Annotated in this window: 19 protein-coding genes; 7 read left to right on the forward strand and 12 right to left on the reverse strand. The window is 44.8% G+C overall.

Annotation, left to right across the window (positions count from 1 at the left end; genetic code table 11):
- Position 1: 1 nt before the first annotated feature.
- From glf to ACKI5J_RS09950, 12 genes are all read right to left on the reverse strand, one after another.
- Positions 2-1,108: a UDP-galactopyranose mutase gene (gene glf, locus ACKI5J_RS09895; protein ID WP_407429003.1), complete on the reverse strand. Its 1,107-nt coding sequence runs from the start codon at positions 1,106-1,108 to the stop codon at positions 2-4.
- Positions 1,109-1,150: 42 nt separating this feature from the next.
- Complete coding sequence (locus ACKI5J_RS09900; RefSeq protein ID WP_407429005.1) at positions 1,151-3,145, reverse strand: WecB/TagA/CpsF family glycosyltransferase; 1,995 nt, start codon at positions 3,143-3,145, stop codon at positions 1,151-1,153.
- Between the two features lie 17 nt (positions 3,146-3,162).
- Complete coding sequence (locus tag ACKI5J_RS09905) at positions 3,163-4,131, reverse strand: DUF6625 family protein (protein ID WP_407429007.1); 969 nt, start codon at positions 4,129-4,131, stop codon at positions 3,163-3,165.
- A 98-nt stretch (positions 4,132-4,229) separates the two neighbouring features.
- Positions 4,230-5,129, reverse strand: coding sequence for a glycosyltransferase (locus ACKI5J_RS09910; protein WP_407429009.1), 900 nt, complete (start codon positions 5,127-5,129; stop codon positions 4,230-4,232).
- A 5-nt stretch (positions 5,130-5,134) separates the two neighbouring features.
- On the reverse strand, positions 5,135-5,983 hold the full coding sequence (locus ACKI5J_RS09915) for a glycosyltransferase family 2 protein (protein WP_407429011.1): 849 nt from the start codon (positions 5,981-5,983) through the stop codon (positions 5,135-5,137).
- A gap of 60 nt (positions 5,984-6,043) precedes the next feature.
- On the reverse strand, positions 6,044-7,090 hold the full coding sequence (locus tag ACKI5J_RS09920; protein WP_407429013.1) for a hypothetical protein: 1,047 nt from the start codon (positions 7,088-7,090) through the stop codon (positions 6,044-6,046).
- Between the two features lie 3 nt (positions 7,091-7,093).
- A complete protein-coding gene (locus tag ACKI5J_RS09925) occupies positions 7,094-8,329 on the reverse strand; it encodes an O-antigen ligase family protein (protein WP_407429015.1) in 1,236 nt (411 codons plus the stop codon).
- A 3-nt stretch (positions 8,330-8,332) separates the two neighbouring features.
- A complete protein-coding gene (locus tag ACKI5J_RS09930) occupies positions 8,333-9,298 on the reverse strand; it encodes a hypothetical protein (protein ID WP_407429017.1) in 966 nt (321 codons plus the stop codon).
- A 13-nt stretch (positions 9,299-9,311) separates the two neighbouring features.
- Complete coding sequence (locus tag ACKI5J_RS09935; protein WP_407429019.1) at positions 9,312-10,217, reverse strand: glycosyltransferase family 2 protein; 906 nt, start codon at positions 10,215-10,217, stop codon at positions 9,312-9,314.
- On the reverse strand, positions 10,217-11,569 hold the full coding sequence (locus ACKI5J_RS09940) for a flippase (protein ID WP_407429021.1): 1,353 nt from the start codon (positions 11,567-11,569) through the stop codon (positions 10,217-10,219). The genes ACKI5J_RS09935 and ACKI5J_RS09940 overlap by 1 nt, the downstream gene beginning before the upstream one ends.
- A gap of 2 nt (positions 11,570-11,571) precedes the next feature.
- The gene (locus ACKI5J_RS09945) at positions 11,572-13,944 is read right to left on the reverse strand and encodes a GumC family protein (protein WP_407429023.1); all 2,373 of its coding nucleotides are present in this window, start codon (positions 13,942-13,944) and stop codon (positions 11,572-11,574) included.
- A 19-nt stretch (positions 13,945-13,963) separates the two neighbouring features.
- Positions 13,964-14,725 (reverse strand): polysaccharide biosynthesis/export family protein, encoded by a 762-nt coding sequence (locus ACKI5J_RS09950; RefSeq protein WP_407429025.1) that lies wholly within the window; start codon positions 14,723-14,725, stop codon positions 13,964-13,966.
- Positions 14,726-15,223: 498 nt separating this feature from the next.
- On the opposite strand from ACKI5J_RS09950, the gene rfbF reads away from it, so the two are divergent.
- From rfbF to ACKI5J_RS09985, 7 genes are all read left to right on the forward strand, one after another.
- Positions 15,224-16,027, forward strand: coding sequence for a glucose-1-phosphate cytidylyltransferase (gene rfbF, locus ACKI5J_RS09955; RefSeq protein ID WP_407429027.1), 804 nt, complete (start codon positions 15,224-15,226; stop codon positions 16,025-16,027).
- Positions 16,028-16,045: 18 nt separating this feature from the next.
- On the forward strand, positions 16,046-17,140 hold the full coding sequence (locus tag ACKI5J_RS09960; protein WP_407429029.1) for an NAD-dependent epimerase/dehydratase family protein: 1,095 nt from the start codon (positions 16,046-16,048) through the stop codon (positions 17,138-17,140).
- A 5-nt stretch (positions 17,141-17,145) separates the two neighbouring features.
- Positions 17,146-17,688, forward strand: a complete 543-nt coding sequence (rfbC, locus tag ACKI5J_RS09965; RefSeq protein ID WP_407429031.1) for a dTDP-4-dehydrorhamnose 3,5-epimerase — start codon at positions 17,146-17,148, stop codon at positions 17,686-17,688.
- A gap of 43 nt (positions 17,689-17,731) precedes the next feature.
- Positions 17,732-18,718, forward strand: a complete 987-nt coding sequence (locus tag ACKI5J_RS09970; RefSeq protein ID WP_407429033.1) for an exostosin family protein — start codon at positions 17,732-17,734, stop codon at positions 18,716-18,718.
- A gap of 4 nt (positions 18,719-18,722) precedes the next feature.
- On the forward strand, positions 18,723-20,051 hold the full coding sequence (locus tag ACKI5J_RS09975; RefSeq protein ID WP_407429035.1) for an NAD(P)H-dependent oxidoreductase: 1,329 nt from the start codon (positions 18,723-18,725) through the stop codon (positions 20,049-20,051).
- Between the two features lie 259 nt (positions 20,052-20,310).
- Positions 20,311-21,705 (forward strand): exopolysaccharide biosynthesis polyprenyl glycosylphosphotransferase, encoded by a 1,395-nt coding sequence (locus tag ACKI5J_RS09980; RefSeq protein WP_407429037.1) that lies wholly within the window; start codon positions 20,311-20,313, stop codon positions 21,703-21,705.
- 153 nt (positions 21,706-21,858) lie between these two features.
- Positions 21,859-22,293 carry an Hsp20/alpha crystallin family protein gene (locus ACKI5J_RS09985; RefSeq protein WP_407429039.1) on the forward strand — a complete coding sequence of 145 codons (435 nt, stop codon included), beginning with the start codon at positions 21,859-21,861 and terminating at the stop codon, positions 22,291-22,293.
- Positions 22,294-22,360: the final 67 nt, after the last annotated feature.

Here is a 22,360-nt window from a genome sequence, read left to right on the forward strand (position 1 = left end):
ACTAATCAGTAAATGTTTCTTCGGCTTTTTTAAGTGCCAGGCCTACAACGTGATGCATGTCGTAGTATTTGTAGTCTGCAAGCCTTCCTCCGAAGATGGTATTCTCTTCCTGACGTGCCATTTCTTTATATAGCTTGAACATCTCGTTGTTTTTTTCGTCGTTGACGGGATAGTAGGGTTCGTCTTTCTTTGTCCACTCCATCGGATACTCTTTAGTAATAACCGTGTGCTCCTGCTCACCGAACTCAAAGTGCTTATGCTCAATAATGCGGGTGTAAGGAATTTCGGAGTTGATGTAGTTCACCACCGCATTCCCCTGATAGTTTGGTATATCCAGATTTTCGTGCTCAAACCGGAGGCTTCTGTATTCGAGAACACCGTGCTGGTAGCCGAAGTATTCATCGATCATACCGGTGTATACTTTCATCTCGGCCAAGGCGTCCATTTCCTGGCGGGAGTCGAAGTAGTTGACACCGAGTCTTACTTCGGTTCCCTCGAGCAATGCGTCAATCAATTTGGTATAGCCCCCGATGGGGATTCCCTGATACAGGTCGTTAAAATAGTTATTGTCGAACGTGAACCTAACCGGCAGGCGCTTAATGATAAATGCGGGAAGCTCGGTGGCCTTTCTTCCCCACTGCTTTTCAGTATATTCCTTGATAAGCGTATGGTAAATGTCTGCTCCGACAAGAGACAGAGCCTGCTCTTCCAGATTTTGAGGGTCGTCGATTCCGGCTTCTTTTACTTGCTTGTCGATAATCGCCTTCGCTTCAGCAGGCGTCTTCACCTTCCAGAGCTGATAAAAGGTGTTCATGTTGAAAGGCAAGTTGTAGAGATTGCCATTATAGTTAGCCACAGGACTGTTAGTATAGCGGTTGAATTCCACAAAGGAATTCACGTAATCCCAGATTTTCTTGTTGCTGGTATGGAAGATATGCGCACCGTATTTATGAACGTTTATCCCGTTCACATCTTCACAATAGATGTTCCCGCCGATATGGGGCCTTTTGTCAATAACTAAACATTTCTTTCCTTTTTTCTTTGCTTCATGAGCGAATATTGCTCCGTATAAACCTGCTCCTATGATTAGATAGTCGTACTCTTTCATTCGTTATATAGTAAAATGTAATCCTTCAAAGTCAACGGGTGCCTAATGGACCCGTGCGTTTTTGGAGTTGAGTGTGTAATGGGAAACCTCAACAGACTTAGTTTGTTTGGCGATATCGGGTGGAATTATTAAAGAATTTTTGAATTTCTTACATGCAAGTATGTACATGAAATAGGGGCCGTAATAGAGATATCTTTTCCACATACGTCCAGGCTCATTGATCAGCCTTACTAACCATTCCATCTTCATATTTATCCAGAATTCTGAAGGTCTGTTAATGGTTCCGGCATAGAAGTCGAATACGGCACCGATAGCACATATCACTCCTGCATCGACAACTTTATGATGTTGATAAGCCCATTTCTCCTGCTTGGGCGCAGTCATCCCGATAAACAGCACGTCAGGCTTCACTCGGTTGATTTCTTCGATCATGACACGGTTGTCTTCGTCGGAAAACTCCTTTTTGAAAGGTGGCGAGAACGTATGAACGCTTACGTTCGGGAATTCCTGATGTACATGTACGCTGATCTTCCGGAGCGTGCTTTCGGAGGAACCCAGGTAGAAACAGCTGCCTCCCTCTTTTTGTAGTTTGGTCAGCAGGAATTCATGAAGTTCGGCGCCGGCTATCTTCTTTACTTTTATGCCGTTGAGTAACCGGGACGCGATGGTCATCCCGACACCGTCCGGAAGCAGAACATCCGATGACATAAGCGCTTCTTTAAAAACAGGATCTTTGGTAGTCAGCACATAAGAGTACTGATTGATGGTGTTGATGACCGTTTTTCGTTTCAGTTCGATCTTGTCGAGGGATGAATTAAAGACTGGGAAATCCATAATTATGGTTTCCTGTTTTGGTGCTATCCCTTCTGTTACACCGGCTTTTGAATGAATGGCCGAGCTGTAAATGCTCAGGAGTTGCTCCAGATTATTTTCAGGAGTATAATGGCATTCGTAGGTTCTTCTCGCGTTGATGCTTTTTATCGTTTTACTGAGGAGGTCCATCGCTTCCCATTCCGCTATGCTTGAACGTAAGCCTCTTATATCGCCCGGAGTGAACAGGTAGCCGTTGTGGTCATGCGTGATGAGGCTTTCCATCGCACCCAGACGGCTTCCCATGACGACGGTGCCGGTAGAGAATGCCTCCAGGATGGTCATCGGCATTCCCTCATACCAGATCGAAGGAAATATAAGTGCCCTGGCGGATTTCATCAGGTTTCTTATTTCTTGGTTCGAACGTGGTCCGAGGTAGGTGATATTGGCGTTTTCACCAGCGAACTGTTCTACATCTTTACGCAGCGGACCATCGCCGACTATGCGAAGTTCATATGCGGTGTTAGAAAATGCCGCCAGGAGAGTAGGAATCCCTTTTTCGGGGCTCAGTCTGCCAACGTAAAGGTAATACGTCCCTCTGTCCTTAATATTGCATCCGCTGTCGGTAACGAAATTCGCCTTTACGTCAATCTGATCTTCGCTCAGCTTCAGATCAGACTTTAAGAAGAGGTCTTTTGAGAATTCATTAAGGGCGATGTAACGATCTACTCCCTGCCATGTTTTGAGTCTCTTGTGCCAATAGGTGATGCCGGCAAGCCAGAAGGTCTGAAACCGGGAGTTTCGGTAGACCTTGCTACTGATGGCTTTCCAGGGAAATCGTTCTTTAAGGCTCTCGGTAAAGAGCTTGCCATTATGAAACAGCGTTGCCGATGGACATAGCAAGCGATAATTATGCAAGGTTACCACAACCGGAATTTGCAGTTTCTTAGCAGCCCTGATCAATATGGGCGAGGCCGCGAAATGCCAGTTGTGGATGTGTATTACATCCGGCCTGTCTGCCTTGATTGCCGATTTGAATTTTGACAGGGAGAAGACGTTGAAAGGACCTAATATAAACTTAAAGAGAACTTCTGCCTTTTTTCCTCCATTGTCGAAACACAACTGCCTCGCTTCGGCAGCACAGGAAAGAAGATCACATTCATTCTTAAATACTTGGTCTTCGCCGCCACTTTGCCCATAAAAAGTATGGATAAGTAATATTTTCACAGGTGATATTTTATAGGTTATGCTTCTATTGTTTTGCTGATCAAAGACCTGTCGATAGGAGCTGCTTTGTTTGTGTATTTAGAAAGAGTATTGAACAGCCTCTTTGAATGTCTCTGCAGGAAATGCATGTAGTTAGGTTGATCGTATTTGCGGATCAGGCCAGCGCTGACTTTTTGATTTAATGGAACGAAGGAAAAGGAAGTTAGTGCTACTGCAGCAGAACTGGTATAGACGCTTGCATCATCAATGCTGATCTTTCTCTTTTGAAAATGCACATAAGCGAGCTCCCGATGCTGCATGGTGCCTCCGTTTAAGAAGTATTGTTTTACCTGCCCGCCTTCCCAAACAAAGAGTTGCTTCTTGTAATTTTGAATATTGCTGCATGTGTATCTGGCCTTATTCGGATTGATATCGGCCATGCACTCCTTATGATATTGAGGCACGTTGAATTCTTTGAACACCTGATGGATGCCATGCCATTCATCAAAGATGAAACACGCTTTTGATTCCATTATAGCCTGTGCGTCAATTGTTTTGGAGGATCGGTAAAGTGTGTTGATGCGCTCTTCATTCTTGTATAATGTAAGGTGTCCTCTGTTGAAAATTTTCTGATACGTGGATAGGATATCATCAGTAATGAAGTTCGACAGCTTACCGAACATCAGGTCCATATCACAGTATCCCCAGAAATCGTAATCTGTAAGATAGGGGGCGAATAGTTCTCCGAACGCTGGCCTGAAATCGCACAATTTATAAGAGAATTGGAAGGTTGGCTTGACATGGAGACGTTGTATAATGGTTTCTTTCAAGTCTTCCAGGGTTAACCTGGTTACCTTGAGATTATCAGGGATCTCCGTTCGATCAATTTCCTGGTCGGTAAACAGGAGGAAATCATAACCATCATTTGCCCTTAGCGAACGGGTCCATAGTCGGAAATAATCATGCAGGGGACCGAACCACAGGGTTATGACTGCAATTTTTTTCATTAGGATCAGATTTGTTTTCATTGGTAATGATGACATCATCAGCATGCTGCCTGATGATGTCATGAGAGTAAGTCGGGTTTGGCAGTGTTCTGCGAGCGCTATATCGGGATGAGCGACAGCGCTTTATATTTGAGCCGTGTTATGACACTATATTTCTTAACAAACTGCTTTATGAGCGAGTTATTGAGGCTCACAAAAGGATTAAGCTTAAAGATATGTGCATTTGTAGTGTCCAGCGAGGTGGCAAACCTGGATTGTTGAATAGACGAGGTATGGGTGGCTGTGTCGCCGAATCCGATGTTCTGAACTTTGGATATTGACGGAAATGCCGTGTATGTATCGGTTTTGAACTGATGATAACACCATCTGATAGCCCAGGAACTGATCTTGCCTTTCATTTGTTTATCGAGCATGCCAGCCATATCACTTCCCATCAGGTTGAATCTTTTACGTGCGGCAGGATTGCGGACGAAGTCGTTATAATCTTTGACATCCCAGTCTACCGCGTTCCACCGGTTACGCCATGTTCCCCAACCCCATGAGGAGCTGCGTTTGGTGAAGTAATTGTCGTACACGTATACCTGTGGAAAGGTGATCCGGAAACTGTATCCGGAGATGGAAAGTATCTTTCTGTTGTCTTTATAGAAATCCAGGCTATCGTTCATATAACTCAGGAAGTTTGTACTCGTAAGCAGGTCATCTTCCAGTACGATCACTGTTTCGTGCTTCTTTAAAACTTCCGTTACCCCTTCTATGATAGATGTTGCCAGACCTTTATTATGCGGTGAGTTGACCATGTTGAGCTCTCTAAATCCAGTTATGGTAGGAACATATTCGCGGATGGCGGCCACCTTGTCGGTATCTGCTTCATTTGAGGGGCCGTCAGAAAAAATGTACAACTCGGTATCGCAGGCCAGAGTGTTCCGTTGCAGATTTGCGACAGTGCATTTAAGGTTGTCTAGTCTGTTATAACAGAAAATAACTACGGGACTTGGCATATGATTTACTTTTTGAAGGTGTCCCACAAAACAGGGAAGAGCGTCTTTAGCCAGAGCTTGGAAAAAGCTACTGGATAAGAGAGTGGAAAATGGTACCGGATGAAGCCCAGGTATTCTGAATAGGCCAGACCTTTGGGGCTTTTAAGAAATGCAATTCTTTCTTTTAGCCGCACTTTGGTGCTCTTCCAGTTCTTGTCGTGGTCATGAATACAGGTACCCAGGAAGCCGGGGGCAACCAACACGTCCATGCCGGCCTTTTTTGCTTTAAGGGTGTAATCGTAGTCAGCGATTCCATGAGTAAAGGCGCTGGACAAGATTCCTATTCGTTTTACGGCCAAAGATGGTACGAGCATTATGTTTGCATTTCCAAGATCACAGGGCATGAATTTATCTTCACTGAAAATGAATTTCCCTTGAAGGGAGTATCTGGAGGTGAGTGTCTTGCCACCGTATGTTATATTGCCCTGATCATCGCAGGTGCTGCCAATACAGATAGCAGGCAAGCGGTTAGCTGCGGTTGCCTGCATGTTATATTGAAGCATCCTATTAAGGGCATCGTCTCTTAGGAGCGTGTCGTCGTTTAATAAAAGATAATAGTCATAATCGCCGGAAAGCGCCGTATTCCATGAGTTACGCATGCCTCCGGCCCAGAAGAGCGAGCCGGTGCCTTTCAACAGGTGTACCTCAGGAAAATGAAACGCGACAGCTTCCGCGGTACCGTCGGATGAATTGTCGTCGGTAACGAAAATGTCTGTTTTAGTGCCTGAGGGCAGTTTTTGCTTGCTGAGGTTGCGTAAGCACGACAGGGTCTTTTGTTTCCTGTTAAACGTGGTTAGCAAAATGGCAATTTTCATGGGGATTGAATTTGTTGTTCAGTGGTGATGCGGGCTGTCATGAGATTATTCACGCTGCTTTTACTGAGCACCTGCATACTTCCGGATCCTTTTTGCGATCGCTTTGTAATAGCTGATAGAATAGTATCCGATCTTCCGCGAGGTTCTCAACCGCGGAATTCCTGTAGTTTTTCTGACCAGGCCAAAAAAGCTTCTGTCAGAAATGTTTTTTCCATATTCATCCAGGCGAAAGAGGAGATAGTCGTAGAGACGTGCAATTCCAAACGTCTTTTCTGCCGGAAGATGCCATAGAGTAAGCTTTAGATCGGAGGGGTCGACGTTCCTGTAAAACACTGGATTGGTCCAAATCCTCTTCATGAACAGATTCTGCTTCGCTGCTTTCCATCCGTTTTTAAAATACAGGAAGCTTAGTGTATGTGCCTCCTCGTTCAGCTTTTTAAGTCCTTTTTCATGGCGTTCCAACAATACGGGCCAGAGTTCTAGAAAGTCTGCGTAAAGCTTCTTAATATGGGAATTGCTGCTCAGCAGGAACTCCCCCAAATGATAGGAAGGTATTTCTTCCACCTCCTTGCCAAGCATCTCGGCGAAAAGCACCTGCATGTCCAAGCGGCTCAATCCGTTTATTTGATGGTCTACAGGGCTATCTATTTCAAATGATATAAATCCATTAGGCTCTGCTGCATGGAAAAGACGTTTGGCTGGTCTGATGAACACACAATCAGAGTCGGCGATCAGGTACAGGTCCGTGGGTTCATGCCTGTTCTGAGCGATATACTCAAGAATGGAAAACTCAAAAAACTGATTTTGGAAGGACCCGAAGTAGCCTTTCGGCGTTTTATATTTGAAATCGATGTGTATCACATCAACGCCCAAATCATGCATGATATCCGAAACAGGTTGACCATCGACTATCGGGAGGGTTTTAACATTGGTAAACAGCAGATGTTTTTCCTCTTTGTTAAATCGGGTGCTGCTGATGAAAAACACAATAAGACATCTCCAGTAAATGTTCTGATGGTTCTGACTGGATGACTTCATACCGGATTGAGGAAAGTCACTTTCCTCTCCTTTTTCATCAGCACATAGCCAAGTACAGATATGGTTCATATTTTATTCTTTAAAATTTTTATTTGTTTCCAGATAATACAGGCACATGCCTACGTGCCCCCAGTATATAAGCGGAGCGACGTAGCTGAGCGAAAATATGAGGCCACTCAGGCAAAAAGGGATCAGGACTACGGCTCTGTTGGAGACTTTGGAACTGAACGCTTTGAAGACGATATAGATGAGAAATGAGAATTTGAACAGGAAACCCAATACGCCATGATAGAACAGTATTTCGATAAAACCCTCATGGAAATGGTGTCCTGTGCCCGCATCCCACCAGTCTACCAGTGGATTGGGAAGACTATATCCCTCAAACGACCAGCCGAGCAGGGGCTTCTCTCTGATAAAGTTCATATACATATTGCGCTGCTCGATGCGGAAGCCACCGGTGCCGCTTTCTGTGGACGGGTTAAGTATTTCGGCAAACCGGTCAGAAAAGAAATCGAGTAGTCCGGGAGACATGCTGGATATGTAATATAAAGCAATGATGGAAACCAGAAAACAAGTTACCGTGAAACTAGCTATACCCGTGAGTGCCTTTCTGTTGGTTCGTAAAACCATGATAAAGTAGATGAGCGTGGCGAATATGGCACTGCTCCATACTGACCTGTGCTGGTGTATCAGGATAATGGTGAAACACAGCGCAAAAAGCAGGAACGATTGCAAGGTCTGCCGGGTAATAAACTTGTTGAGATACCAAAGAAAGGGTATGATCATCATGAAGATCGAATGCGCATGTATAATCCTCGTGTCGCCGGAAAAAGGACCGCTGTTTGGCTCAATGTGTTCGAGACTAAAAGAGAACTGGTGTCCGAAGAGCGCCATAAAGACGAGGTATGTTACCAGATAGAATCCTGCAATAAAACCCAGGAGATCTGCATTCATCTTTCTCATGACCGATTTAATAAATACCGTATATATAATCGGGAACAGGACGGTGTAGATCTCAAAGTTGCGGAAGGGAACCTGATACTCGATCAATGACTGCAAAATCAGCTTGACAATAAAAACAGAGAAAAGGCCCACGTAGATCTTTTCCTTTAGCTTGAGGTTGTTGAAGTCTACCAGGATGTATCCGTAAATAAGAAGGCTTAAGGCCTTCACGGCAACTACGTTAATATAGGCGTTTTGCGTAAAGAACCATGCGAAGCATTTCTCTACAATCAAGTAGCAGAACAAGATTATAAGTAACTCCGGCAAATAGATCCGGTAGTTGAAAAGTTTAACTGAAGCTGTCATTATTTACCAATAGCATCCATCCTCTATGCTTTTTATCCCTTGCGGCGTTTCGCCCAACTGTGGTCTCACCCAATGTTCGTTCATCATATCAGCCACACGGCCATGTATTTTTTGCGTCTCCCATCTCTTTCCCTTGATTCCAAAGAGGGTTTGCGTTGCACCTCCGAGGTGAATTCCTTTTTTTCCTATTCTCTTAACATGAGCAGCCAGCGGGAATCCGTAAGCTCCGCAGCCTATAATAGCCACGTCAAAATCGATCGATGAAATCTGTTCTTTCATATGGGACAGGGCATCGAACCAATTCCTGTATCCTGTTGGGGTGTTCGCGATAGATTGTACCGCCTTCAAGGTGAGAAGGTCAAAATCAGGCAGTACCGGTGAATCTTTAAAAATTAAATGTCTCTTCGTATACTGTTCGCTGATGCTTTTGGTAAAGGGATGGACCACCAACACACGTTTACCGGCCAAAGAAAGCGACCATGGATTTTCATGGTTGTAAGGCTCCAGGTCGGTGAGTCCTATTCGGATTGCATTTTGCAGCTCCTTATTAAACAGCTTTTCCTGCCAGAGCCAGGATCCGAGGACATCCACCTGCGCCATGTCTTCGAGCATTAATGAAGAAAATTTTTCCAGCATAACTGGTTCTGCGGGAAAGAATCCGGCATTATTGGCCATCAGCGACATGGAGTTTTCTTCCCACCAAAATGCTTCGGCTCGTCCACGTATGTAATTCAGGGGTCGGTTCCCCGGGCTATGCATGCTTTTATAAATTCCGATACAGGACGCTTCTACAGCTCCCAGTCTGGCTACCATCATGGGTTTTGGACTAGTGATCGCCTCCGCGATTACCTTGTTCGCATGACGATTTCTGATGACAGGATGTGATCCATAAAGACCTTCCCGGTCTAAAAATGCGTTCATATAGATCTTTCTGGCCAGCTTTAAGCATTGAATCGTACTTTTTTTCATAGAGTTTGCTGAACTACTCGACTAACTTGAATTTGAAGCCATCCCTCATTGCCTTAGCGACTGTTGAAACATGTTCAGGGAAAGCAGAGAACGTTTTCTTTCGCAGCGAAAGTTTGCCGATCGCCAGGACACGTTGCATGTTTGTGAAAGCCGCGCGGCTGATTGCTATATAAGTATTTCCGAATTTCCTGTCTATGATGATCTGGTTTCTGATACGGTAGTATAGCTTCCAGTCGACCGAGATTCCGTTTACAGGAGGGTTTATCATCTTCGTCATAATGGCGTCGCGTACGAAACCGACTTTGAACCCCGCATTATAGACTCTGGCTGAGTAGTCTGTATCGTCATAGAAGATAAAATAGCGCTTATCCACCCAACCCACTTTTTCTATTACTTTTCGAGAGAACATCGGTCCTTCAAAGGGGAAGGATACGATAGTTTTGATCTTCTCTTTGTCCAGAAAGTCAGAGGATTTGACCGGAATGGTCGCCTCGGGCATGAAGGGGTTGCTGAAGTTAAACTTTGAACCGTACCTCCACTCTGATTCCGAATTAAAGAACTTCCTGTCCGGCTGTAGCACGTCGAACCGGTTTTGATAGTGAGCGTTTGAGGAAATCAGCTCTTCGAGGCAATTCAGGAGCGGGTCGACATCATCATCCATCATCCATATCCAGTCGTAATTCCTGACATAAGCTTCCTTCATTCCTCTGTAAAATCCGGCTGCGCCTCCACCATTCTCCTGATGGATAACGATGAGGTCAGCTTGCGCATCAAGCCATTGTTGCGTCCCGTCCGTGCTACTGTTGTTAATGATGATGATTGCATCCAAAGGCTTTGTCTGCCTCCGTAAAGAATCGATACATCCTTTTAAAAGAGCGAGCCTGTTGAAAGTAACGACTACTGCTGCGTATGTATTCATCAGATATTTTTATAAACCTTTTTTTTAAGTGCGAAAACGAATGGTCTTACGAGCTGCGACAGGTGGCTAAACCGGAAGTAGCTGATATTTAAGAGTTGAATTTTTTTGGAGTAGAGGAAGATCCACATCGTGGATGTGATGAACACCTCTGTCAGGAGCCAGGCCCATGCGGTGCCGGTAGCGCCGGATTGCCTGGAGAGAAAGTAATTTAGTACCAAGCCGACCCCAGCTCCCAGGAGGGTGATATTAAAGAACTGCTTGTCCATCTTCAGGTTGATCATCGTCTGGATACCGAACAGATCGCCAAGGGCCAGAATAAGCGGCACGAAACACAATATCCGCAAGACGGTTGCAGCCTCTCCGAACTGGCTTCCGTAAAACACCTGGATCATCCATGGCGCCAGCACCCATATCAGCGCACCTGATACGGCTGTGAAAATAGTGATGAAGGGGATCAGCTGACTGACCTTCGCCACGCCGTCCGCTTTGCTCCTTCCAAAGCTCTCGCCAATGAAAGGAAAGAGAGACAGCCGCAATGGCAGAGAAACAAATGTTTGCATAATCATGATCAGTTTCCATCCTGCGGTGTAGAATGCAACGTCTTTATTGGTTTGAACCAGTCCAAGTATAATGGTGTTCGTGGTTGTATACAGGGTCACGACGATCATGGAAAAAAAGATCATTTTCTCGTTCCACAACAGGGCGAAAATCTTTTTTAAAGCCACAGGGACGATCACGATATGGTACTTCCTGATGGCCCATATAAACGAGCATAGTCCGACTGCTATTTGCGACAAGCTCAGGATCAGGGGCTGAAGCGCATAATCTTCCTCTTTTCTGACAATGAATAAGATCGATATAGTAAAAAGAAGCTTTGCTACGAAGTTGAACACGGCAACCTGGTGTAGCTCTTGCATACCCTGATAAAGCCAGTTGGGTGTTATAATCAGAGAAAAGCAGGCGATGTAAGTGAAAATGAACAGATCTTTATCCGCAGCCATTGCAGGCACCAGGAAAAGTGAAGGAACAAAAACCAGCAGGGATACTGAAAGCAGGAAGATCTTGGCGAATAATATATCGCTGAAGATCTTGTTTCGTACATCCGAGTCATGGGGCGCCCGGGCGATTGCCCGTGTTGCTGTCAAGTCGAAGCCATAGTTAATCAGCAGTGAAAAATAGGTAACAATGGCGGCCGCAAAGTTAATGGCACCAAATTTATCGGGACCTATGATTCGGGCTATAACGGGTACCGTCAGCAGCGGCAAAAAGTTGTTAGCAAACTGAACGAGGCTTAAAGAGAAGAAATTTCTGATCAGCTTTTTTCCGGAGCTGAGTTGTTTAGTTGAATCCAACGTTAGGTATTGCTAAGTAAAAGGCGATTTGATACCTCCCTGACAAAAGAATGCAGTGAGTGCTTCTTCTGCGTATTGATGTTGGTATAATATTCGTAACCATATTTGTATTCCCCACGTTTTTGAATCGCGTTAAACACCACTTGCATTTTCGGCAGTTTATGTTCCTTGAAGATCTTTTTAATAAAGCCCAGATGCTTGCGGTAAGAGAAGTTCTGACGCACGACGTAAAGAGACGCATCAGCTACCCGCGAAATGATCATGGCATCTGTTACCAGGAATATAGGAGGCGTATCGAGAATGATATCATCATATTCTGAACGTAACCATTGGACGAGATCATCAATTTCGATCTGTTCCAATAGTTCAGACGGGTTTTCAGGAAGAGGGCCTGTTCCAATTATGGAAAGATTAGGATGCAGGGAAGATGTTTTGACTATTTGGTCAATAGATGCCCTGCCGTCAAGGAAATCGCTCAATCCGGGCCCGTTATTGCTCATATTAAAATTAGCGGCAATTTTTGGTTTCCGGAGGTCAAGCTCCAGGATAATTGTTCTTCTCCCGGATGCGGCCAGTGCAACACCAAGGTTACTGGCTACAAAGCTCTTTCCTTCTCCGGCAATGCTGGAGGTGACAAGAGTAACCCTGCCGCTTTTCTTTTTATCATGAAGATACAGCAGGTTGGTTCGGAGGGAACGAAACTGTTCTCCGATTGCGAACCGGCTTTTATTATGCACAACAATCGGAGATTTAGAGTACTCGTACACCAGCTCTGCGGTCACAGGTACCCCGGTACGTTCGATTTGTTCCGTAGACAGGATCTTATTGTTGAGAAGTTGCCTGCCGAAGAGTATGGTGGCCGGGAGCAAAATTCCGATAAACAACGCCAGCGAGTATGTCAGCGGTTTCTTATAAGTATCCAGGTAAGCACTGTCGACTGTCTGACTAAACGCCAGCGTAGAGGCGTGGCTCAAGGCTGCCTCCTCTCTTTTCTGCAAAAGATAGAGATAGAGGTTCTCCTTTATGCTTTGCTGACGCTTGATACTTACCAATTGTCTTTCGTCGCTTGGCAGGCTCCTGATCGAGCCCTGAAAGTTTGAGTTGAAAGATTCCAGCTGCCGGCGTGTGGAGAGCAGGGAACTTTTAATGTTGCTGATGTTTTGCTTAATTGCGCCCTTCGTGCTGGCAATCTGTTGCCTGATCGGTTCAAACGCCGGATTTTTCTCCGGAAGCGTGCCCATCAGCTGCTGGTACTGGAGCTGGAGGTCGATGAGTTTGCTTACCCATGATGTAAGTGCAGGATCATCAATTCCTATGGTTGAAGGGGCAGACGAGGCGGCGTTATCAGGTGAGTTTACATAGCGCTCAATTCCCCGGATGACATTTAGCTGGACATCGACTTCATTGAGGTGCGCATCATTTACCCGAACGTTATCGAGGTACACTTTAGATTCTGAGGAGATGTCTGTTAGTCCGCGGCTGCTTCTGAAACCTTCTACATCCTTCTCCACCGAGTTAAGTTCACCAGTTAAGGACGACAGACGCTCATCAATGAATTTGAGGGCGGTACCTGCAACTCTTTCTTTTTCTTTTTCAGAGGCAATGTTGTACTGCACGATGAGCTGATTGAGAATATCCTTTCCGCGCTTAAGCACGTTCTCCTGTATACTCAACTCTACTACTGATGCATTCTTATTGACTTCAGTTGCTTCTATTCGTCCGAGCAGTTGGTCTGTGGCGATCTCCGGATCTTTTACTTTAATGTTGATCGATTTTCCTATAAAGTCATCAAAGGTTGCAGTCTTCTCGAGTCTCCATGATCCGAAGTTATTTCGAAGCCTGTCTGAAAAACGAAATGTTTTAACGTTTCCCTCTGCATCTTCCAGAGAAAAGGTTTCGGCGTCCAGTATAGTGATAGGGAAATCTTTAGACTCAAAGTCCTGATTTTTTTCGATAAGCCTGAACCTCACGGGCGACTGGCCATAAAGGTCTTCACTTACTATATTACCTTTTTCCTCGTAATGAGCCCAAAGCTCCAGATCTTTCACCACCTGTTGAATAACCGATCTTGACTTTAATATTTCAATTTCGTCTTCGACACTTTTACCTGTCTGGTAAGGTTTGATGATTTCGTTCAGCGAGGACTCAGAATTGGTGGTGCTTTTTTCTGCCTTTATAAGCAATTTGGCCTTAACGATGTATTCGGGCTTGGCATAGTGAAGGTATACGTATGCTACAGCCAGTGAGCTTACGATACAAACGAGAAATAGAGGCCAGTAATATAGATACCTGGAAAGGGTCTCTCCAAAATTACTTGATCCATTCTCTTCGTCTTTTTCTATAAAGCGCGTTAGAGGGGTGTTTTCAGTATTCATAAGGTGATGTTTTCGTGTGTTAGCGGGTTAATAAGATAACCACGATTGACAGGGCTGAGAGCAGGATGCTTATGTTCCTGTAACTGTTGTCTACGCTTGCAAATTTGTTTTTACCCGGTTGTACATACAGAATGTCGTTCGGCTTCAGGTAGAAATAAGGTGAGTTGAAGAGCTTTTTGGATGTCAGATCGATAGGGATATATTCTCTCGTACCTTCATTTTCCCTAATCAGCATTACGTTGGTGCGGAGCGCCGTGATATTGAGGTCACCCGCCATGGTTATCGCCTCAGCAATACTTATGCGTTGATTCTGTACCGGATAGACGCCTGGTCGAAGAACGTCGCCCATAACGGATACCTTGAAGTTTAGCAGCCGGACGTTCACTACCGGTTGTTTCAGATATTCTGTGAGTTGCTGTTGGATTTTCTCTCTTACGGCCGTAAGAGTAAGGCCCGACACTTTGACGCTTCCTACCAGGGGTAATTGGATATTTCCCTTTTCATCTACCAAGTATCCGACCACCGGATTATTGGCGTTCTGCGCGGTTCCTGTTATTGTATTTAAATTGTAATTAAAGACTGATGAAGCCTCGGAGTTCAGACTGCTCACACTTATTCCTAAGACGTCTTCAGGTTGTATAGTAACGGGGCTGAAATTAGAGATAGTTTCTTTAGAAGGAGTGGTTTGATTCAGATCCTGAAAATAGGGTACGCCTTTATAGCTGCAGGCGGGAAGAAAAAACACGATAAGGGCCGTGAAGAAAAATAAATGTTTATACATATTGAAAAATTTAAGGTAGCATAGCTTCGCCACTCCAGTTACATGGATCTGGTATCATCATGGGGATTCGGGCCGGAAATAGCGTTAAACAATCAAAAGTAGCTGAAAATGGTGTCTCCGAATTCAGATGTTATTAGTTTGTGGAACGTTCTGTAAAATTTGAGCAAATAAGTTTCACGATGGGAATATCTTTTTCACAAATGAATATTTTTCCACATAACCGATACCGTTTTGTGCGGAGATTCAGGTTTATGCCGGCATAAAATAGCCGGGCCGCAACGGGATCTCTAAGGATTGCCAGGGCTTGATATAAAGTGCTGTCTTATTGCTTAGTAACTGCTTATCTGGCGGAGATGTAAAACCTGATTCCCGGCGCTTCACAATACTTTACATTATTCTACTCATATCCCTGATGTGTCGCTTTTTTCTGCTCAAGTCACTTTACTTTAGCTCTCAATCAGTACAAAAAATCTCTCAAAACAGAATAAACATTAAGACATGAAAGCAGTAATACTCGCAGGTGGTTATGGTACCAGGATCAGTGAAGAAAGCGGCGTCAGGCCAAAGCCGATGGTAGAAGTCGGAGGCAGGCCGATCCTCTGGCATATTATGAAGATTTATTCTCATTATGGCATCAATGACTTTATCATTTGTTGCGGGTATAAAGGCCATGTTATTAAAGAATACTTCGCCAATTACTTTCTATATAATTCGGATGTGACGTTTGACATGTCCAATAACAGCATGGAAGTGCATAAAGTACATTCAGAGCCCTGGAAGGTTACGCTGGTTAATACAGGATATAATACGATGACAGGCGGGCGCCTCAGACGCGTAAGAGAATACCTGGGCAATGAAACGTTTTGCATGACTTACGGTGATGGAATGAGCGACCTGGATATTGGCGCTGTAATTTCGTTTCATCGTTTGCAGGGTACGCTGGCTACTCTCACAGCAGTGCAGCAGCCCGGCCGCTTCGGCGCGTTCAATCTGGGATCGGAGGATACTAAAGTCAACAGGTTTCAGGAGAAGCCAAATGGAGAAGAGATGCCCTGGATAAACGGTGGTTTCTTCGTCCTTGAGCCGGAAGTGCTCGACTACATCGACGGTGATGACACGATCTGGGAACGCGAACCACTGGAAGTACTTTCCAAAGAAGGAGAACTTTCCGCCTATCGTCATAATGGTTTTTGGCAACCAATGGATACATTAAGAGATAAAACCCTTCTCGAAGACATGTGGAATGAGGGCAAAGCACCCTGGTACAACAAGATTGTTTCCACCAGTAAAGTAAGCTACTAAATCGTACAATCGCTCAATATGAAAATTTTAATTACCGGTAACATGGGATACGTAGGGCCAGGCGTTGTAAGCCACTTACGTAAAACCTTCCCTGACGCCACGCTCGTTGGTTACGACATGGCCTATTTTGCTTCTTCCCTGACAAATGCAGCTGTTCTTCCGGAGCACAATCTGGATGTTCAGATATTTGGCGATGTGAGAAGCCTGTCTGCTGAAGTTCTGGAAGGCGTGACGGCAGTAATACACCTGGCAGCCATTTCCAACGACCCCATGGGTAGCAAGTACGAGCAGATTACACTGGATGTAAACTACCATTCATCAGTGGCCATCGCCAAGATGGCTAAAGCGGCAGGAGTACGTTCTTTTATTTTTGCTTCAAGCTGCAGTGTTTATGGTGCTGCGGGGGATCAGGCGAAAAGGGAAAATTCAGCATTGAATCCGTTAACTGCATATGCAAAGTCAAAGGTTTTTACTGAGCTTGATCTTGAACATCTGGCGGATGATCAATTTAATATTACCTGTCTCCGATTCGCAACAGCCTGCGGAATGAGTGATCGTCTGCGTCTCGATCTGGTATTAAATGACTTTGTTGCCGCAGCTGTAGTATCCGGACAAATTAGCATTCTAAGTGATGGAAGTCCATGGCGGCCATTGATTCATGTTAAAGATATGGCAAGGGCTATAGAATGGGGCGTTTCACGCAATTCTACCAACGGTGGTGATTTTATTTCTGTCAATGCAGGGTCAAATGAATGGAACTACCAGGTTAAAGATCTTGCAGAAGCAGTAGTCTCCGTAATCCCGGGAACCACTGTTCACTTAAATACTGAGGCTGCGCCCGATAAACGGTCTTATAGGGTTGACTTCGAGTTGTTCAGACAACTTGCTCCTGATCATCAGCCGGTATATACGCTGAAGCAAGCGATAGCAGAGTTGTATGAAAGTCTTGTCGCCATGAAGTTTTCCAACGTTGAGTTTCGGAATTCACTGCTGATGAGACTGAAGCTGTTGACCAGCTTGCAGGAGCGGCAGTATATAAATGCAGAACTTGAATGGAATCATAAACGCAATCCAGGCGTTAGCATACAACCGACCTTAGAGATAGTAAAATAGAAGAAATGATTTTTACAGAAACAAAGCTGAAAGGCGCATATATTATAGATGTCAAAAGACTGGAAGATGAGCGCGGTTTTTTTGGTCGGTCCTATTGCCAGAATGAGTTCAAACAGTATGGGCTCAATACATCTGCGGTACAGGCGAATGTGAGCTATAACCGCACCAAAGGCACTTTGCGGGGCATGCACATGCAGCTAGCCCCTTATGAGGAAACTAAGTTGGTACGTTGTACCAGGGGCGCTATTTACGATGTCATAATTGATATGCGTGAAGAGTCTGAGACTTTCAAGCAATGGATCGGTGTAGAACTTACTGCTGACAGCTACCGGATGCTCTATGTTCCGGAAGGCTTCGCTCACGGGTTCATCACCTTGATGGACCATACAGACGTGACCTATCAGGTTACTCAGTTTTATACAGCTGGTTCTGAAAGAGGGTACAGGTTTGACGATCCGGCTTTCGGCATTGTATGGCCGGTAGAGCCTGTGGTCGTGTCTGAAAAGGACCTGAGCCATTCATTATTTGACTCCGTGCTGGCATCCTGAGGGAATGCCGGTGCCGGAGTTGTTTAAAACATAATCGCCACCAATGAGCTACGATGCACACATTCGTCAATATCCGGCCGTTAAAGCATTTATCACATCCGCTTATAACGATCCCGAACCGATATCCTCCTTCCTTAAGATTGCGAAACTTGATAAGATCAAAAGGCATACATTAGTTGATAGTCCGGAAAGCGCGGATATTATTTTGTTTGTTGAAAATTCGAGATACCATTTTGATTCTTCTTTCAGGGCGCTGAAAAATAATTATCTCGTTAAGAAGTATCCAAACAAAGTTTTTATGTACAATCCGCACGACAGGCCATGGTTTGTTCTTAAAGGTCTGTACGCATGTATACCGCAAAGGCTTTATAACAGCAATTTGATTGCAGCAACGCCTTACATTGAAACTACCAATTCGTTTATTCGCTGTGATGACGACAGAGAACCGAAATATCTTTTCTCTTTTATGGGGAGCCTAAGCTCTGGAATAAGGAAGAAAATTATGAAACTGACTCATCCCAGAGGGTATCTGGATGACAGTAAAGGCGAGTCTTTCGGGAGCCACCCGATTTCATCTAAGATGCAATATGCGAATTTGCTTTCCGATAGTAAGTTTGTTCTTTGTCCCAGAGGTTTTGGGCCTTCTTCCATCAGGCTTTTTGAAACGATGCAGGCGGGGCGGGTTCCTGTTATCATCTCAGATGAGTGGGTAAGTCCTCCGGGTCTACCCTGGTCAGATTTTTCGGTATTCATACCAGAAAGCAGCGTAGATGAGATTCCCAGGATATTGGAAGAAGAAGAGGTTTCATGGGAAGCGAAAGCGAAATTGGCCAGACGTATCTGGGAGGAAAACTTCGCGCCGGATACACTCTTTCATTATTGTATGAATAACCTGCTCACCCTAAAGAGATCATCAAGGAGAGACATGGACGTTTATCTTCGGTTAAACCATGCCATGGCCTTTCTCAGATATTCCTTTGGAAAACATGTAGTAAAAGAAATCAGATCTTTTCTTCATTTTCAAAAATAAGTTTATGATAATAGTAGATAAAGCCCTGGCGAAGCGCCAGGAGGAAAATAGGCCGGTAAGGGTCGGTATGGTAGGTGCAGGATTTATGGGCAGAGGGATAGCTCTCCAGATCTCTCAATATGTTCCGGGGATGGTACTTGTAGCTATAGCGAACAGAACTGTGGATAACGCCAGAAGAGCTTATGTGGAGGCAGGAATATCGGATATAGATACCGTATCGACGAAGGAAGAGCTTGAAGCAAATATCCGGAACTCCGTGGTCAGCATTACGGACGACGCTATGTTGATCTGTGAAGCAGAAGGCATAGACGCCGTGATAGAAGTGACCGGAGCTGTGGAGTTCGGTGCTAAAGTTGCTTTAAGAGCGATCAGGAATAAAAAGCACATTATTCTTATGGATGCTGAGGTGGACGGGACAGTGGGCCCGATCCTTAAAGTATATGCAGATCAGGAAGGTGTTGTTTTTACAAACGTTGACGGCGACCAACCTGGAGTGGAGATGAATCTTTACCGCTTTGTTAAGTCGATTGGCGTGAAGCCGGTTTTGTGTGGAAATATCAAAGGACTTCATGACCCCTATAGAAACCCAACGACGCAGGAGGGCTTTGCAAGGAAGTGGGGGCAAAAGCCAGCTATGGTTGCTTCCTTTGCCGATGGAAGTAAGATCTCATTTGAGCAAGCTATTGTAGCGAACGGAACAGGTATGCGCGTCGCTAAGAGAGGCATGCACGGTCCGAGCTTACCTTCGGGAACGCCCTTAAAGGAGGTGCTCAGCGCTTACCCTCTTGAAGATCTGCTGGAAGGGCCAGGGATTGTGGATTATGTGGTAGGGGCAGAACCAGGCCCCGGCGTTTTTGTGTTGGGGACCCATGACCACCCGGCTCAACAACATTATCTCAATCTTTATAAATTGGGGGAAGGACCGCTTTACCTGTTTTATACTCCATATCATTTGTGCCATTTTGAAGTGCCGCTGACGGTTGCTCGTGCGGTCTTGTTCCACGATGCCGCATTATCACCATTAGGGGCTCCTTGCGTTGAGGTGGTAGCCACTGCCAAGACCGACCTCAAGGCTGGTGATGTGATAGACGGCATTGGACATTATATGACTTATGGTTTATGCGAGAATGCAGACATAACCGAAGCCAGGGACCTCTTGCCCCTGGGAGTTGCCGAAGGGTGCGTCCTCAAAAAAGATATACCGAAAGATCAGGTGATCACGTACGATGACGTGGTTCTTCCTGAGGGCCGGCTCATTGACCAGCTAAGGAAGGAGCAGAAGGAGTATTTTGCTCGCTTGCGGGATACAGAAGTTCTATTGAGCAATATCTGATCCGGCTGCTGATATTAGCGGTAATTTTTGAATAAATATTTGGGCGGGGTAATGGGTTCCCGTTATCCCCCAAATATCGCGAAAAGCCGCCCTGCTAACCACTGGAAGCATATTCTTACCCAGGTACGCCAAAAGACCGGGAAAAAGGGAACAGGGCAGCTCAGCTTACAGTGGCTCGATTTTGTCCAAATTCAACTTAACATTGATATATTTGGTGTAGGAAAAGCTGTTTTTCTTTTTTTTCGGTCTTTAGTACTAAATGAAAACTCGCTATTCGTATCTTTTTCATTATCTCCTGATTATAACAGATCTTCTGGTTATCAATCTTGCTTTTTTTCTCGCGTGGTATCTGGTCTTCGGGATGGAAGCCTCTACGTTTCAATCGTCTGCCCGGAATATCGTGCTTGTCAACAACCTGGTATGGCTTTCTTTGTCGAGTTTCTTCGGAATGTATCGGCGAGACAGGCTCGGAACGCTTCGTGCGGTATTCAAATCATGTGGAAAAGCTTACTTCGGACACATTATCCTGATGGGCTTTTACTTGTTCTTCTCAGGGCTTAAGCCTGTTGTTTCCGATAATTTTATTATTACGTATTACCTAAGCCTGGGACTGATGTTTTTTATCAGCCGGATCGCTGCAGCCTTCATTGAATTGGGGTTGTTTCGTTATCTCAACGTCAGGCGTCCTGTCTTGATAATTCCCCAGAACAGCATGGGTTTAAGGCTGGCTTCCAATCTTGAGATGAACCAGAACTATCACTTCAGGGGGTTTAAGTTTAATAGTGATACAGACCTGTTTGATTCTAAGACAGGGCGTCTTGTTCCTGAAGTATCGAGGATTTTTAGCGAATGCTCCAACAAAGGCATAAACGATATATATGTTATTCTGAATTACGAGAACCTTAAGTACGGACAAGCGCTTGACGAAGAGGCGGAGCGGGCTTGTGTGCGTTTAAATATTGTACCTGATCTTGTTGGAGATTTGTCTATGCCTTACAGCACAGAACATATGGGGCAGTTTACTGTCATTAGCTTACGGCACGAGCCGCTTGAAAGCATACAGAACCGGTTCAAGAAGCGCGTTTTTGATCTGGTCTTCAGTAGCCTGGTTGTCTGTTTTCTGTTAAGCTGGCTGGTACCTATACTAGCGGTTATCATAAAGGTTCAGAGCAGGGGTCCGGTGTTCTTTAAACAATTAAGGAGCGGAAGGAATAATGAGCCATTCTATTGCTATAAATTCAGGAGTATGCGGGTGAACGATGATAGTCATGAAAGACAGGCGACCAGGAACGACGATCGTATCACCCCGATCGGGAAATTTATGAGACGGACCAGTATTGATGAGCTTCCCCAGTTCTTTAATGTTTTAATCGGAAATATGAGTGTCATAGGTCCCCGTCCGCATATGCTTAAGCATACAGAACAGTATAGCGCCATTATAGATCAGTACATGGTTCGCCAATTTCTTAAGCCTGGAATCAGTGGCCTCGCCCAGGTAAATGGATTTCGGGGAGAAACGGAAGATCCGGAGTTAATGCGAAAACGTGTTGAGTATGATCTGATGTATATGGAAAGCTGGCGACTCTCTTTAGACGTAAAGCTAGTACTCCTGACCATTATTAATACCTTTAAAAAAGAGGAAAAGGCCTATTAGTTGCCATATTGGCATTTTTTTATTCGGTTAACTGAAGATATGACAGTAAGGGTTCTGGTTTGCGGCACATGCTCACCAGCTTTCTACGACTGGCATTTATTTTGAAACGTGCTTTGTCAACAAGTAAGACGTAAACACAAGGAGGAAAAGAAAATGTCACTAATAACATTTAATCAAACAAAGAGACCCCATTTGTCACAAGCTTTTCATGGACTGTTTGAACCAGTTTTCAATGATTCGCTGACAGCTGGGGTAGTGTCTAAGGTCCCTGCGGTGAACATCAGTGAGAATAAAAACCAATACCATATTGATCTTGCCGCTCCGGGGCTGAAGAAAGAAGATTTTAAAATTGAGCTTGACAAGAATATACTTACCGTCGCTGTGGATCATGCCTCAGAGGATAAAAATGACGGCAAGCGCTACAGTAAGCGTGAATTCAGCTATCATTCATTTTCCCGTGCATTTGCGCTGCCAGAAAGTGCAGACAACTCGGCGATTGAGGCAGAATATACGCAAGGCGTTCTATCTATACGCGTAGCAAAAAAGGAACAAGCGAAGCCTGTTGCAAGGCAAATTCAAATTAAGTAATCTTGTACAAATGCTTTATAAAAGAGCCGCACGGTATTTGTGCGGCTCTTTTGTTTTACATCCCTTT

This window comes from Arcticibacter sp. (assembly GCF_045629565.1).
Lineage (GTDB): Bacteria > Bacteroidota > Bacteroidia > Sphingobacteriales > Sphingobacteriaceae > Arcticibacter.

Bases quoted from the DNA above. Each gene is read 5' to 3' on its own strand.
- glf (WP_407429003.1), bottom strand. From the start codon at position 1,108: ATGAAAGAGTACGACTATCTAATCATAGGAGCAGGTTTATACGGAGCA.
- ACKI5J_RS09905 (WP_407429007.1), bottom strand. From the start codon at position 4,131: ATGAAAAAAATTGCAGTCATAACCCTGTGGTTCGGTCCCCTGCATGAT.
- ACKI5J_RS09910 (WP_407429009.1), bottom strand. From the start codon at position 5,129: ATGCCAAGTCCCGTAGTTATTTTCTGTTATAACAGACTAGACAACCTT.
- ACKI5J_RS09915 (WP_407429011.1), bottom strand. From the start codon at position 5,983: ATGAAAATTGCCATTTTGCTAACCACGTTTAACAGGAAACAAAAGACC.
- ACKI5J_RS09920 (WP_407429013.1), bottom strand. From the start codon at position 7,090: ATGAACCATATCTGTACTTGGCTATGTGCTGATGAAAAAGGAGAGGAA.
- ACKI5J_RS09925 (WP_407429015.1), bottom strand. From the start codon at position 8,329: ATGACAGCTTCAGTTAAACTTTTCAACTACCGGATCTATTTGCCGGAG.
- ACKI5J_RS09930 (WP_407429017.1), bottom strand. From the start codon at position 9,298: ATGAAAAAAAGTACGATTCAATGCTTAAAGCTGGCCAGAAAGATCTAT.
- ACKI5J_RS09935 (WP_407429019.1), bottom strand. From the start codon at position 10,217: ATGAATACATACGCAGCAGTAGTCGTTACTTTCAACAGGCTCGCTCTT.
- ACKI5J_RS09945 (WP_407429023.1), bottom strand. From the start codon at position 13,944: ATGAATACTGAAAACACCCCTCTAACGCGCTTTATAGAAAAAGACGAA.
- ACKI5J_RS09950 (WP_407429025.1), bottom strand. From the start codon at position 14,725: ATGTATAAACATTTATTTTTCTTCACGGCCCTTATCGTGTTTTTTCTT.
- rfbF (WP_407429027.1), top strand. From the start codon at position 15,224: ATGAAAGCAGTAATACTCGCAGGTGGTTATGGTACCAGGATCAGTGAA.
- ACKI5J_RS09960 (WP_407429029.1), top strand. From the start codon at position 16,046: ATGAAAATTTTAATTACCGGTAACATGGGATACGTAGGGCCAGGCGTT.
- rfbC (WP_407429031.1), top strand. From the start codon at position 17,146: ATGATTTTTACAGAAACAAAGCTGAAAGGCGCATATATTATAGATGTC.
- ACKI5J_RS09970 (WP_407429033.1), top strand. From the start codon at position 17,732: ATGAGCTACGATGCACACATTCGTCAATATCCGGCCGTTAAAGCATTT.
- ACKI5J_RS09975 (WP_407429035.1), top strand. From the start codon at position 18,723: ATGATAATAGTAGATAAAGCCCTGGCGAAGCGCCAGGAGGAAAATAGG.
- ACKI5J_RS09980 (WP_407429037.1), top strand. From the start codon at position 20,311: ATGAAAACTCGCTATTCGTATCTTTTTCATTATCTCCTGATTATAACA.
- ACKI5J_RS09985 (WP_407429039.1), top strand. From the start codon at position 21,859: ATGTCACTAATAACATTTAATCAAACAAAGAGACCCCATTTGTCACAA.